At 34.4% G+C, this 13,205-nt stretch carries 15 protein-coding genes; all 15 read right to left on the bottom strand.

All coding sequences use genetic code 11. From position 1 onward, the window contains the following. Positions 1 to 286 precede the first annotated feature (286 nt). The 15 genes from AB3329_RS04665 to lanM all read right to left on the bottom strand — a co-directional run bounded on the left by AB3329_RS04665 (position 287) and on the right by lanM (position 12,291). On the bottom strand, positions 287 to 442 hold the full coding sequence (locus AB3329_RS04665) for a hypothetical protein (RefSeq protein WP_368394578.1): 156 nt from the start codon (positions 440 to 442) through the stop codon (positions 287 to 289). Between the two features lie 32 nt (positions 443 to 474). After that, the gene (locus tag AB3329_RS04660; RefSeq protein ID WP_368394577.1) at positions 475 to 627 is read right to left on the bottom strand and encodes a hypothetical protein; all 153 of its coding nucleotides are present in this window, start codon (positions 625 to 627) and stop codon (positions 475 to 477) included. 47 nt (positions 628 to 674) lie between these two features. Next, positions 675 to 824 carry a hypothetical protein gene (locus tag AB3329_RS04655; RefSeq protein ID WP_368394576.1) on the bottom strand — a complete coding sequence of 50 codons (150 nt, stop codon included), beginning with the start codon at positions 822 to 824 and terminating at the stop codon, positions 675 to 677. Between the two features lie 742 nt (positions 825 to 1,566). Continuing rightward, positions 1,567 to 1,722, bottom strand: coding sequence for a hypothetical protein (locus tag AB3329_RS04650; RefSeq protein WP_368394575.1), 156 nt, complete (start codon positions 1,720 to 1,722; stop codon positions 1,567 to 1,569). Positions 1,723 to 1,754: 32 nt separating this feature from the next. Then, positions 1,755 to 1,946, bottom strand: a complete 192-nt coding sequence (locus tag AB3329_RS04645) for a hypothetical protein (protein ID WP_368394574.1) — start codon at positions 1,944 to 1,946, stop codon at positions 1,755 to 1,757. 214 nt (positions 1,947 to 2,160) lie between these two features. Then, entirely contained in the window at positions 2,161 to 2,313 is a 153-nt protein-coding gene (locus tag AB3329_RS04640) for a hypothetical protein (protein WP_368394573.1), read from the bottom strand. A 61-nt stretch (positions 2,314 to 2,374) separates the two neighbouring features. Then, entirely contained in the window at positions 2,375 to 2,575 is a 201-nt protein-coding gene (locus AB3329_RS04635) for a hypothetical protein (RefSeq protein ID WP_368394572.1), read from the bottom strand. Between the two features lie 163 nt (positions 2,576 to 2,738). Continuing rightward, the gene (locus AB3329_RS04630) at positions 2,739 to 2,939 is read right to left on the bottom strand and encodes a lichenicidin alpha family lanthipeptide (RefSeq protein ID WP_368394571.1); all 201 of its coding nucleotides are present in this window, start codon (positions 2,937 to 2,939) and stop codon (positions 2,739 to 2,741) included. A 105-nt stretch (positions 2,940 to 3,044) separates the two neighbouring features. Further along, on the bottom strand, positions 3,045 to 3,173 hold the full coding sequence (locus AB3329_RS04625; RefSeq protein WP_368394570.1) for a hypothetical protein: 129 nt from the start codon (positions 3,171 to 3,173) through the stop codon (positions 3,045 to 3,047). 193 nt (positions 3,174 to 3,366) lie between these two features. Continuing rightward, positions 3,367 to 3,549: a lichenicidin alpha family lanthipeptide gene (locus AB3329_RS04620; protein ID WP_368394569.1), complete on the bottom strand. Its 183-nt coding sequence runs from the start codon at positions 3,547 to 3,549 to the stop codon at positions 3,367 to 3,369. A 29-nt stretch (positions 3,550 to 3,578) separates the two neighbouring features. Beyond that, positions 3,579 to 3,764 (bottom strand): hypothetical protein, encoded by a 186-nt coding sequence (locus AB3329_RS04615; RefSeq protein WP_368394568.1) that lies wholly within the window; start codon positions 3,762 to 3,764, stop codon positions 3,579 to 3,581. A gap of 111 nt (positions 3,765 to 3,875) precedes the next feature. Then, complete coding sequence (locus AB3329_RS04610) at positions 3,876 to 4,589, bottom strand: NAD(P)H-dependent oxidoreductase (RefSeq protein ID WP_368394567.1); 714 nt, start codon at positions 4,587 to 4,589, stop codon at positions 3,876 to 3,878. Beyond that, entirely contained in the window at positions 4,586 to 6,730 is a 2,145-nt protein-coding gene (locus AB3329_RS04605; protein WP_368394566.1) for a peptidase domain-containing ABC transporter, read from the bottom strand. The genes AB3329_RS04610 and AB3329_RS04605 overlap by 4 nt, the downstream gene beginning before the upstream one ends. A 5-nt stretch (positions 6,731 to 6,735) precedes the next feature. Continuing rightward, positions 6,736 to 9,378: a DUF4135 domain-containing protein gene (locus AB3329_RS04600; protein WP_368394565.1), complete on the bottom strand. Its 2,643-nt coding sequence runs from the start codon at positions 9,376 to 9,378 to the stop codon at positions 6,736 to 6,738. Between the two features lie 12 nt (positions 9,379 to 9,390). Continuing rightward, positions 9,391 to 12,291, bottom strand: a complete 2,901-nt coding sequence (gene lanM / locus AB3329_RS04595; protein WP_368394564.1) for a type 2 lanthipeptide synthetase LanM — start codon at positions 12,289 to 12,291, stop codon at positions 9,391 to 9,393. Positions 12,292 to 13,205 lie beyond the last annotated feature (914 nt).

The raw sequence follows: 13,205 nt of genomic DNA, 5'->3' as shown, positions 1-13,205 counted from the left end.
AAGTTTTATCAAAAAAGATAAAAGCTTGAATAGCAGCAGCTAATTCAAGCTTTTATTTCTATTGATAATAGATGACTCTTGTCGGTCGCTTTGACTTAGTCGCTGAAAAAACATTCCCTGCAATCAAGCCAAAACATATAGCGTATTGTCTCTGAATATCATACACAGCGGCTGTTTCGGTCAGTGTGCTAATACACTGACCGAAATGTTTTCATAATTCTCCGTTTTCCCAATCTATTTAAGAATAGCAGTATTATTAAACTCTTTTATAGAATACATTTAAATCTTAAGTATAATAACGACGAAGTCTTCCTATTCTTTTTCCTCTAGGTTCTTCGAAATACCTCTTTAAATCATCAGCAGATCCGCCGCCGATGACAGCTGAGGCTTCGTGTTCTGTTAACAAGTCAAATGCCTTTGTTAAATTTTGAGTATCTTTCATAACTTACTTCCTAAAAATTCATTCTTCTTTTACTATACATAATAGGTATGCTTTCGATAATCATAGCGGTATTTTTTTCTGACTTTCAAGTACCAGTCTAAATCATTACCTCCACCAATAATATTTGCAGCTTCTTGATCATTTAAAGAAGTGAATACCTTTGTTAAATCTTGAGTATGTTTCATTGTAAACCTCCTTTGAAAGCTAAGCAGCTTAATTTCTTTTGTATCCATTAAATATAATATTCTTTATAGACAATTCTTTTTCGGTTCTTCTGCATTTCCCTTCCCCAGCGTTTACCCCCATCGCCGCCAATAATCAGAGCAGATTCTTGATCATCTAAATGAGTAAACAACTTTGTTAAATTCTGAGTGTTTGTCATTATGTTTCTCCTTTCTCAAAATATAAAGACCGTCAGAAGTGCAAAACCTACAAAACTCTAGGGCAGGTATATATCAAGACAGCCTTGCTTTGCCAATCACCCGCATTTCTGCGAATTCTTTTTTGCACAATCATTAGTCTTGTTGCAAGTGTAAATTTTTAATTCAGGATTTAAAAATTTACACCATTATCGTAACACATATAATTCCCTTTATTGATTTTTTTCATATATGGAAAAAAATAATAAATAAATTGCATATCTGAAAAAAATCTGTTTCTGCTGTTTCCAATGCTATAATGAAAAACATATCCTATGTGTAAGGAGGTAAATTTATGCTTATGGATCTCGTTGAGGTTGGATTTTTCTTTATTCAATCCTGTTAACAAATTTTTCTTTTCTTCATTTTTGGACCTAAAAAAGCAAGCAGCCTTCAGCTGCTTGCTTTTTTAGGGGCAAGGGAAACACCCTTTGCTTCAAATATCGAAACTTTTAGTAAGAACAGTTTATTTAAAATACCAGTTAAATAATATAGCAGGATAAGTTAAATCATTATTTACCATATAAACTCATCGTACAGATTCCCCATTTACCATCATCTTAGTGTAATTTGGCACAACGGAACGGAAGTAAAAATTCCCCTGCTAGGTGATAGATCGAGATTTTTAACATTCCTCAGTAATTTCAGGTAATCTGCCTCCAGTCCAGCATATTTAACAACTTTCCTTTCCTGTTCCTTTTGAATTTAATAACGAACCTTAATCACAGTTCGGCAAATCCAATTTCCTGTTATGTTCTTATAAGGCGCACCCCCGCCTCTATATGATGTTTCAAAATCATTTGTTTCTTCAATTAATTTCAGATAATCAGCTTCCAGTCCAAGTTGTTTAATAGTTTTCATAAGAGCACCTCTTTTTTAGTCAATATAACCTTTTATCTACATAAACCGGGAAAAATACCGGGACATTCTGCAGTGACTGTACAGATACGTCCTGCCCTATTACCTAATAGCTTACTAATAAGACCATAACCACCGCTAAGCGACTGATCCATTTTAAGTTTCTTTGTGCCTTCCAATAATTGTAAGTAATTAGCTTCCAAACCAGCTTTATTTAATTTTTTCATAACTATTTCCTCCATTTGGCTTTTTGCAATATAATCTCTCAACAAGTAATCTTCAAAAACTGCACTAAGTACATCCTTGAAGATTAGTTTCTCTTTTTGACAGCAAGCGATGAAATAGGAGTAAACGGACTCCTATATTTTCTACAATCTGCCAGTAATTGATAATAATTCTGCTGAAGGTTAGCAGTTTGTATTTCTTCACAGCTTACTTCAATTAATATGCCGGCGGAGCAATTAACAAAAGAGTTGTGGTAGTCAAAGTAATAGCGGGGTGAGTACCACCATTGTATGAAGTTTCAAGGTCACTTGTCTCTTCGATTAATTTCAAATAGTCAGCTTCTAATCCAGCTTGTTTAATGGTTTTCATAAGACTTCCTCCTTTATTTTTACTTGTTACAGTATAGTATGAGCAAGAATTGTGACTGCCTTTACCCTCTATATCTGATGAAATTTTTTTTGTTCAATTGTTTTGTTTTAACAATACAATTTGTACTGGACCGCATTGTTACTGTTGGACCACCTAAACCGCCAAAAATCACATCTTCTTTGTATGATGCTTTTAAATCTTCTGTTTCTTCTAGTAATTGAAGATAGTCTGGTTTCAGACCATTTTTTTGTAAATTTTTCATATTTTCTCCCCCAACTTAATTAGTTACGCTTGATTATCAAAATAAGAAAATAAATTTTACAATCTAACAATCTATTTCTTATCTTCTTTATAACAGATTCATAGGCAAACTGATAACAGCACTAAAGTAATCTCTCTATTACTTTAGTGCTAGTTAAATTTAGCTATCTTCTGCAGTTATTTATACATTCACGTGTTATGGTACAACCCCATCCTTTATTTCCAATATACCAGCTTACAGGAGAGCCTGGAAGAAACGGTGTCCATGATTTATCTGCACCAACAGAATAGTTTTCTAACTCTTTACTTAATTTAACTAGTTGTGATAGTTCAGTCTGTAGACCTGCATTTTTTATTGCTTTCATTATTTGATCCTTTCCTTGTTTTCGATTCTATTTTGCTAAGAAATATTGAATTATTTAATAAAGCATAATTGGAAGTGTACACCTAAATAAAATATTTTTTAACAATCATTCTTTATTTAATTTAAATTTACTATCTTGATTTTGTTTCCTATCGTATTTGCCCCTTTTTCTATAATCATCAGCTATTATTGCAACTATTATAGCTATTATTAAAGCCAGTTTACTAAAGTCCATAGTTTCTCCTTTCGGTAGCATATATCAATTATTAACTACTACTCATTAAAGCATTTATAAATTGATACAAAACAATCATTTCAAAAATAAAGTTTCATAATAGACTGTTTTGAAACTAATTTACTCCCTTTCTCCAAATAAACAATAATCAAGACTGCTGGTGATAAAGTAAAATCATTCGTATTATAAAAACTTATCTACAGTTATTTATACACTCACGCGTTACAGTACAAAGCCATCCCTTATTGCCAAGAGCCCAACTGCCAAGCCCATTAGTCCCCTTGAGTTTACCTGCGGTATAGGATTCTAATTTTTCACTTGATTCAACTAGTTGAAACAACTCTGTTTGTAAACCTGCATTCTTCAATGATTTCATAGTCTCCCCCCTTCTCTTACTAAAAGTAGTTAACGATGGCGGCAATCTTTTGTACATGCTGTTGTGACTTGAAGCAAAGCAGAAACAGCTGTAGCAGCAGAAATGACTGCAGGAGTTGATGCCCCTACTATCCCTGTATCCTCATCATCAATAAGTCTGACTATGTTTTTTTCGATTTCTTCTGTATTTTCTATATTTAATAAATCATTTTTCATATAAAACTTCCTTTCTATAATAGATTATAGACAGCCTATAAATCTTCTTATCACCAGCGTTGTCTTAACTAATTTACCCCTACCCACCCATCTCCTTAAAATTTTTGAACTCTATTCTTTAACATTTATACTTTCTAAATAAGCACACAAACTTTTATAAGGGAGCAAACTTTCCCACTTTTTTTGCTTGTTGGTTATTACACCCTGAGAAATTTCGTCTCTAACCACTCCTTTATAATATTGAAAAAGTTTCTCTTGACTTTTAGTGACAGTATAAATATTATTCTTAATTTTATAAATCATTTTTTTTATTTGCTCTTCAAAAATTTCAAGTTGTCCTTCTAAAGTTCCTGGCACTAAAATAATAGGCTGAGCAGCAATAACTTCAGCGCCTGCTGCCATAAAAGTATTCCTAAAATAATGTGCTAAATCATCTGCTCCGGTTGACATGGCATAGGTTAAAATTATAATTTTTTTTCCTACTAATGGGAATTCATGAAGACGATAGGCAAAGCTATCTAATGTTAGTTTGAATTCTCCAGGCGTATGGCGAATGTAAACAGGTGAAAAAAGAATAATCCCATCATTTTCTGTGATTAATCTTTCAAATAGAGTTATCTCACGATTATCAGCTTTCACAAATTGTTTAAGGCTATTATGACGATAAACTGGGCTGTCATTTTCTTTCGCCTGATCAAAAATACTCAACTGAAAATCTGGAAATTGCTCAGAAATAAATTTTTTGAGCTCTTCTTTTATTTGCCATCCAATACCGCTATCATTTGGGCTCGCCTTGATTAGTAATAATTTCATAGTTCCTGTCACGCTGTCATCACTCCTTCTGTATCTTTAAAGTACATTTGATAATAAACTCCTTTTTGATCCATCAGCTGATTGTGGCTGCCAATTTCGGCAATTTCTCCATCTCTCATCACAATGATTTGATCACTGTCCCTTATAGTACTAAGCCGATGAGCAATAACAATTTTAGTTTGTGACACCTCCCCTAAATAATCCACAACCCGCTGCTCTGTCAGATTATCCAATGAGCTGGTCGCTTCATCTAAGAAAAGAATCGATTTTTTTTCAATAATGGCCCGAGCTAAGGCTAAACGCTGCTTTTGACCGCCCGATAGGTTAAAGCCATTTTCGGAAATCTGTGTATTGACTCCCATAGGCAACTCTTGAACGAAATCATACATGGATACTTCTTTTAGCACCTCATAAATTCGTTCATCCGTGATGTTAGGATCTTGACTGAGATTTTCTTTGATGCTGCCGTTAAAAAGCAGAGCATTTTGAGGGACAACCCCTATCTGCTGACGTAACTGATCTTTTTGCAAGTTTTTCAATTCTCTCCCTTCATAACTTACACTCCCCTGATAATCTTCATATGCTCCCAGCAAAATATAAAAGAGAGTTGACTTACCTGAGCCACTTTCACCGACGATAGCGACGCTTTGACCGGCTTTGATCTGAAAACTGACATCCGAGAGCACTTTCTCCTTGGCTCCTGGATAAGTGAAGGATAAGTGGCTGATCTCAAGATTCCCATGCAATTCTACTTTTTCTTTGCCATCGCGCTCATCTTCTTGAACAAGAACGTCTTCAACTCTAACAATATAGGACTTAACGCTGGTAATATTATCCGCTAGTTCTGATATCGATACCAAACCTGTGATATAAATCCCAGTTAATGATTGCAGGGAGATAATCGTACCGATTTCATTGCTGCTAGCAATTCCACTCAGCCAAATCCCTAGAAGAGGAATAAAAATAGGAACATAGAGGGTAATATAAGCCAGAATGTTTTTATAAAAGGAGGAAAAAAGCTGACTCTTTCGATGGGAGACTAAATAATCCTCATAATAATCCCTCCAGACTTTATGTTTAGTTTGGCTCAAACCTAAGACCTTAACATCAAAAATGGAGCGAAAAACATCGTATTGCAAGATTTGCAGTTTATTATCCTTGGTCAATTCTTCATTCTTATATAGCAGCATACGATCTCGAATTAAAACACTAAACCCTAAAACAAAAATAGTAATGAAGCTTAGCAGAAGAGCATATCCAGTTTGAAGCTGTAAGATATAGATAAAGATAACAATCATAGACCCTACATCTAGTACTGTTTGTATCAAAACATCGCTAATAACGGTATTCAAGCTTTTCAGTAAGGCAAGTCGGTATTGGATGTCTGAACTGGTTCGGTTAAGAAAATATTCAAATTTATTTTTAAAAAGTTTATCAATAACCCGTTTCGTCAGAAATTTGTCCAGAGCTATGGATAACTGAATCCCAATGGTTAGTTTGAAACGATTGATAACAAAGTAAACCAAACTGCTCAACAGAACAGCAAGGGAAGCCATCCTAATCTGGTCATTCAAAACACCTGCTTTCAGATAGTTGTCAACAATAACCTTAAGCAGCATCGGCACCATAAGCATAATCCCATAGACTAGCACAGCACCTAAGGCAGCTTTGAAGACTAACGTTTTATTTTCCAACATCGCGGTCTTCAGCAGAGCAAATTCATTGCCGCGAGTATTAACCTTCTCAAAATCGTCTCTTGGAGCTACTTTTACAATGACATTTTTATAATCTTCTATTAACTCTATCTTACTAATTTTCATTCGCCCGACAGCTGGATCTAAAATCGTAACCTGTCTGTCATCAGCTGCTTCAATCACTACAAAATGCCCTCGAGTATGGTAAGCGATACAAGGAAGAGCAGCGTTAGTTAAATTAATTAAACCACCTTGAACTTCATAAAGATTCGTATCGAAACGATAATACTCAAAAATTTTCCGCAAATCAGCAATACTGGCGCCATCACGACCTACAGCAAAAATAGATGTGATATCATGGATATTGACGGACACGTCATAAAAATCCATAAGCATAGCAGCTGCACAAAGACCGCATTCTGTCTGACTCATTTGCAAAACAGGGACTACTTTTCTCATAAACCTCATTTGTATCCCCTTTCTATAAATTCCAACAGAGTTGACAGTAGAAAAGTTTCTTCTCGGCTAATGTACCAAAGTGCAAAAGCAACTCCCATCTGGCCGTTAGCAAACGCCGGATTAAAAAACTGTTTTAAATTTTGATAATGCCAAGAATGCTGTATTAAATACTCTTTCCCTTCACTAATATAATTCTGCACCTTTTTAGTTCTTGCTTTATCCTCTCTGAAAAGATCTGATGATAACACTATTTTTAGAAGAAACAAAGCTCCCGCATAGCCATTAAGTAGACTGTCATCTGCAAAGTCCTGCTCTCTTTGGAGAAGGATACCATCTACTCCCCTTTGGATATCTTTTTTCGCTATTTTTTTTACGACAGTTGGTGTATTAGCTTTAAGATAGAGCAGGAGCCTGCTGAGTACTATCCCAACAGCTCCATACGAAAATGCAAAGAAACTGCGAGAGTCTGAAATTCCCTCTCTCATATCCTGCCAATTCTTATTTTCAAGAAAATGTTCATTCTCTTTAAGAAGTGCACTTTCTAAACGTTGGTAGATAAGATTTTCTTCGAAATAATTACTTAAAACGCTAAAAACTAGACTATCTCCTGCATAGCCATGAAAAAGTCCCGTGAGAGTCTGATTCTCAGATTTATCCAGATAGATTTCACCAAGAAATTTGAGATCAGATAAATAAAGGTTTTTTTTAGTTTTCTGGTAAAGATAATGTAGAACCAAAATTGCGCTGCCATATGTTGAAAAATCAACAATATCTTCTTTATGAATCATATCTTGAATTGATAGGCCATCCCCTTCCTGATTTTCAACATTGGCTTTAAAATAGTATTTAAGTAGCAAACTCGATTGATACCCAGTCAGACCTGATATATAAGGTCGGAAGTTATTTTGATTTATGGTCTGCTTGATTTCTTTATGTCTATTTGTTCTAATCCGATAGAGAAATAACATACTGCCACCAAAGACAAAGAGATCATTACAATAGTTAAGAATTCTACCTTGAACGGATAGATCTACTGCACCGTAAGAAAACTGTTGCTCTAATAGACTAAGGGATTCAAAAGTTGAAATTTCATGACTCAGCCGATCATCAGTACTTTCAAAATTTTCTTGCCGCCCACATCCCTCCTCGTATGCATCAACCTTTAAGGCCATCAGCAAATAATGTTTTTCTCTGGCAAAATCACTAGAATTCAAATTCATTAGTCGCTTTAGAAATAGTTCTTTAATTTTTTTTAATTCTCCAAACTGGCTGATAGTAAAATAAGGAACTTCCATTTGTCTAAGATGTTTTATCTCTTCTTGAATAATCTTAGTGTCACGAGTACTGTTCTTTTCCAGCAAAGACAGAAGATGTTCAGTTCGTGCTTTATCTTTGGTATAAATAGGTAGATTGAGATGATGTAAATAGATTCCATAGAACGCAGTATTACGGAGAACAAGACGATAATTGTAGTAATCAAGTTTGTTAAAAGCCTCCATAAAACTTGAGCGAAATTTCTGAAAAACAGTGATAGCTTGATCAAATCCTCGAATCAAGAATTCTGCATAATCTTCTGGATTAACTTCTTCCCCCTGCTGATTATTAGGAATATTGTATTGTTTTTTGGTCATTTCATTATAACCCATCCTAATTTCATCAGTTCCTTTATTAATAACCTGATAAGTTGAAAAAGAAGCTGTTTTTCCACTAAAGGCACTTAAATCTATATCTTTGTTGACATACTGCTTTTCATTGCAGTTAAAAAGATGACTTGTCTTTAATAGGGAATAGTCATTCAGTAGCCTTTGCCCAGTAATGGCTGCCTCTAAATCAATAAAATAAGGACCTTTTCTGGTAGCAATAAGATTTTCCTGATGTAAATCCTTACTCCCCAAAATCGTAAAAACAGCAGTCATCATACCAAATTTAAAATAAAAGTTTTCGATTTCTTCATCAGTTAACTCTGAAGCTGTTGGCTCAATAAATTCTTGAATAGTCAACTCCTCATTTAAAAGTTTCGATTTAATTACAGGAAGATTGAGTCCAGCATTTTGGAATTGGTAAGAGAAAATTTCCAAAAGTTGCTCTCCTATGTTAGGACGGCGCTTAAATACTATTTTATGTTGATGAAGCTCGACAATCGCAACAAACGTCTGCTTATGGAAATCTCCCTGAAAAATATCAAGACTGGAAATATCAAGATTTTCCACATTCTGAACATTTATAAAGTTTAATAACGCTGATTGGTAATCCTTGAGTTTATCAAAAACTTCCAAAATCCGCTTAAGATAATTTTTTAGGACAATATGACATCTTTCTTTAACAAGAGGGTAGGCTGTGTGAAAGTCTGCAACAAAAGAATCATCCAATAATAAATTATTAAAGGACTTATAGGTCATAGCATCCTTTGCTTTTTTATCATAGTAGAAATCAAGTAAAGAATACATTGCTACATCAGATAACTGCAAAAGAACTCCGTCTATCAACTGATGCAAACAAAATTCCTTATTCTCCTGATTTGAAAAAAGTAAATCTGCGTACTCGTAGGCAGAAAGTTTGATATTTAAAAATTCAATGTACGGTTGATAATAATTTTCAAATAGCCCTTCAATGCTAGAAAAAAACCGAGATTGTACTTTTGTTAGCATAATTCAATTCTCCTAAACAGCTGTTATTTTGATAATGTTCAAAACATCTAGTTTCTCTTGCACAACGAAACTGTCCAAAAAGATAACGATACCTGCTAGTCCATACATTAGTCCATTGGCTTCAGTCCCTCGGATCTGATAATCTCTAGAAGCTAGGATGTAAGGAAGAAGGGTCTCTAAATACTGATCAATCCGTGAATCATCAAGAGCAAGAACTTTCTGAGCATATTTACAAATCAAAATATTGCTCAAATCACCATGACATAGAGTCAGGTTAGATCCGAAAGACTTACTTACTGTTAGTTCATAAAGCTCCTCTAATTCCTCCGTTAATTCATCATCCCGATAACCAGCTGTATAAAGCTCCACCCTTGACAATAGAATACCCGGAATTCCATGACACCAGCCCCAGGAATAACCATCTTTTTTATTATCACGGTACCACACTTGTTTCTTTTTATCGTAAAGATTTCGCTCTGTTGCCAAAAGTTGAGCAATAATAGTGCTGTCGTCAGTTCCTAAATACTGACTGAGCTTATACAGAGCCAAAATAATCCCTGCTGATCCATGCGAAAAACCTGTATAGTAGCGGTCTTTTTCGAACTCAACTGGGAAGAATGTTTGCCCTCCTTGCCGAATAATCGCCCCCAATAAATGCGTACGACAGTGTTTAAGTAGCTTAAAAACTTTTTCTGATAATGCTGAATCGGAAATACAGTTTTTTAAAGTCAGTAAAGTCAAAACGACTCCGGCTGTACCATCTAAAACATCTAGTTTTTCATCCTGATCTAGCCCTAATTCCAGCTGGTCTAAAAGAGGAGAGGTTGTTTTCTCCAAAATACTTTGATTAATATAATCATAATCATAAAGGTCTAAATAATAACGAATGAAAGCTGCTAATCCATTAAACGCACCTATATTCATTTCTCCACGGTTATAAGTAAGAGTTAAGACCAAATCTTTTTCGATATCCCCTCTTAGTTTATCAATATAGCCTTGGTATGCTGCAGTATTGTGAAGGCTGAGCAAGGTGCGTAAGATTCCTATATTTCCAGCATAATAGCTATTAGGAAGTTCACCAATTTGATAAGCAGTTTCTTTAATTTCATTATCTCCTTCTAAAATCGGATCTGCCCACAAATATTGATCTGTTAAAGGGTGAAACAAAGCCCCTTTAAAAATAGCTTCAATAGCTTGATGATTAAATTGTTTGATGGAAGCAGAGGATACTGGAACAGCCAGTTCCGGAATTTCTTTTCTGACTTCCAATAAATCTTTAACAGCAAAATCTGGTGAAACCAATTTGAACATTTTCTGAATAGTATTTAGCTGCCTGTGAAAATCTTTATCCCCTAAAAAAGATAATTTTGTATAAAGACTCTCTAAAGGTGTTTCAATAAAGAAATCTTTTAAAATTCTCTGATGCGATAATATCAAATCTTTGGAGTCTGCCTTAACCTCAAAATAGGGTATATTAAACCGCAACAGTTCTTCTTGCTCAAATAGCTCCTCGTCTTTGGCTTCACTCTCTCCTGTTTCATAAAGTCGTGTCGAGATAGCAAAAGCATAGGTTGAATCAAACAGACAGACCGGATTTGTCAGCAGATTACGAATACTACCATATTCATCAGTAGGTTTATTCAGAAACCGTAAAGTGATTTCTTTAAAAACCTTAGTAAAATATGTATAGTACATTTCTTTATGCTGACAAATTTCCTGATAAACTGCTGTAAAGCCTTGACAAACATCCGCTAAAATAGTTTTTAAGTCTTCCCTTCTGACAGAATGATTACCAGCTTTATCGATTTCAACAACATCTGTTTGATCGGAAATATGCAAAGGACTCAGGTCAAAATGCTGATCTTTTACCCTAATAAGGTTTGGTAAAATCAATGAATTTTTGACAGAATCAAAAATATAGGAGCTCTCGTCTTTCTGCAACAGCAGCGATGTTGAAGCTTTTTTAAATATTAAACGATTAGTCAGAAGTGTTTCAATATCTACAATAATCGGCTGTTCCCCCTGAGAAATTAAATTTTCATAATGAATATCATTGCCATTAAGAATATAAATAAGAGCAAGTAATTGTCCCAAACGCTGATAATAATGGTGCGGATTATCTTTATTACTAAGGGGTGAATACGTTATCTTTTTAAACCAAGAATAGTCATTATTACTAACAAAGTCAGGACTCTCCATATTTAAAACAGCACTGCTTTCGGACAGCTTGTCCAAGCACTGCTTGAAAGCTTTATCAACTTCAGCTTTTCTTGGTTTATAAAAGAAATTCCCTAAATCAGTTTCAACTTCAATGACAAAACGGCCTCTGTGACGGTCTCCCATTGACAGCGCTATATTATTAATTTGACTTGCCTGACCAAAAAATTGTTCCATGACAGCGCTTCTATCCTTGGTCAGCTGCTCAAAGAAATCCTTCAAGAAATCTTTGGTGTCTCTAAGAAAAATTTCAACCAGACGGTACCAGTATGGGTATTTGTTAATCAAGGCTTTAAATTCATCATAGCTGCCGGCTAAAAAAGACATATAAGCATCTGTTCCTTGGTCAAAAATTCTAATTTCTGCCTGCAAAAGAGCATCCGACAGCAAAGCAATATTGACTGCCATATATTCTTCAACAGTATCAGTGATGGCAGCAATATCAAGTATCTTATCACAGCTCTTAAGAACTGTCTGAACCTCTGTAAAAGCTGCTGCTATAATACTGCCATAGAATTTTTTTACAGTTTTTTCTTTTGTCTTATGAAAGTGTTCCCACATTTGATAACTATCAGTACTGACGACAGCCTCACGAATGAAAGACAATTCTTTCCGTGTGGCATAATTTTGGTACAAGTCTCCTATGTCATCTCTATTGCTTAATTCCTTGAGCTGGCTTATATTATCCAAATCCATAAATCAATCACCTCTTATAGATATCTTGCTAATATATTTTCCAGTTTATCATGGATTTTTTCTTTTTCTGGATATTTTCAAATCTGAAATAAAAAGCAGAATTAATTACAGATTTGCAACTTTGTTGCTGTAATTCAGTAAAAACCACATTGCTGACACTACATATACTTACTGATAAATTTCATCTGCGTACTTTTTCTAAAATAGAATACTAAAAATTCTGACCAATCTCTTGATTCTGGCATTTTTTATATCATAGAATCCTAGAGTTGTTAAACAAATACGTTCGGAATTAATAATTCCTTATATTCCGTAAAATCACTGCCTTAAAATTGATTATAAATAATCAGTCCTCCTAAATAAATACCTTGCTGCAAAACATCAATAGTCTCCAGCCAAATGACCAGTGCACTAAGCAATCAATGTTTTCAAATCCATTTGGCTATTATTCAGCTGATTCACTTTTTTCAGCTTTTTCATCAGATTGTATAAATCATTATCACCCTTACTATCAAAAAAATTCACTTTATTGGTTCTTCATTCCATGTCTAAAAACTCTTAGCCTTTTACTCCCTATCTGTGTTTAAGAAGGTAAATTTATACTAATTGGTATTCATTAAGGCGGAACTTTTCTCCATTTTTTAACCTTAAAAAGCAAACAGCCTAAAGGCTGCTTGCTTTTTGCAAGTCTGAAACTTTAGAAAGATTTTGAGGTATTTATTGGGATAGATCAGGAAAATAATTCATCGCCTTATAATCACTAATTTTTACAAACCTATTGCATCCAAATCATTAAGTATAAGATTGTTAGTTTTTGTTTTTATGTTTGTTTGATTTTTTACGTAAATCTTCACTGGATGCAAAAACCGCGCCTAAAGTCGCTGCGATAATAAGAAGCCACATTTAAAACTTCC

This window comes from Streptococcus huangxiaojuni, from assembly GCF_040930515.1.
GTDB lineage: Bacteria > Bacillota > Bacilli > Lactobacillales > Streptococcaceae > Streptococcus > Streptococcus huangxiaojuni.
This window is presented reverse-complemented; position numbering and strand designations above follow the sequence as displayed.

Coding starts and splice junctions, on each gene's coding strand:
- AB3329_RS04665 (WP_368394578.1), bottom strand. CDS start 442: ATGAAAGATACTCAAAATTTAACAAAGGCATTTGACTTGTTAACAGAA.
- AB3329_RS04660 (WP_368394577.1), bottom strand. CDS start 627: ATGAAACATACTCAAGATTTAACAAAGGTATTCACTTCTTTAAATGAT.
- AB3329_RS04655 (WP_368394576.1), bottom strand. CDS start 824: ATGACAAACACTCAGAATTTAACAAAGTTGTTTACTCATTTAGATGAT.
- AB3329_RS04650 (WP_368394575.1), bottom strand. CDS start 1,722: ATGAAAACTATTAAACAACTTGGACTGGAAGCTGATTATCTGAAATTA.
- AB3329_RS04645 (WP_368394574.1), bottom strand. CDS start 1,946: ATGAAAAAATTAAATAAAGCTGGTTTGGAAGCTAATTACTTACAATTA.
- AB3329_RS04640 (WP_368394573.1), bottom strand. CDS start 2,313: ATGAAAACCATTAAACAAGCTGGATTAGAAGCTGACTATTTGAAATTA.
- AB3329_RS04635 (WP_368394572.1), bottom strand. CDS start 2,575: ATGAAAAATTTACAAAAAAATGGTCTGAAACCAGACTATCTTCAATTA.
- AB3329_RS04630 (WP_368394571.1), bottom strand. CDS start 2,939: ATGAAAGCAATAAAAAATGCAGGTCTACAGACTGAACTATCACAACTA.
- AB3329_RS04625 (WP_368394570.1), bottom strand. CDS start 3,173: ATGGACTTTAGTAAACTGGCTTTAATAATAGCTATAATAGTTGCAATA.
- AB3329_RS04620 (WP_368394569.1), bottom strand. CDS start 3,549: ATGAAATCATTGAAGAATGCAGGTTTACAAACAGAGTTGTTTCAACTA.
- AB3329_RS04615 (WP_368394568.1), bottom strand. CDS start 3,764: ATGAAAAATGATTTATTAAATATAGAAAATACAGAAGAAATCGAAAAA.
- AB3329_RS04605 (WP_368394566.1), bottom strand. CDS start 6,730: ATGAGAAAAGTAGTCCCTGTTTTGCAAATGAGTCAGACAGAATGCGGT.
- AB3329_RS04600 (WP_368394565.1), bottom strand. CDS start 9,378: ATGCTAACAAAAGTACAATCTCGGTTTTTTTCTAGCATTGAAGGGCTA.
- lanM (WP_368394564.1), bottom strand. CDS start 12,291: ATGGATTTGGATAATATAAGCCAGCTCAAGGAATTAAGCAATAGAGAT.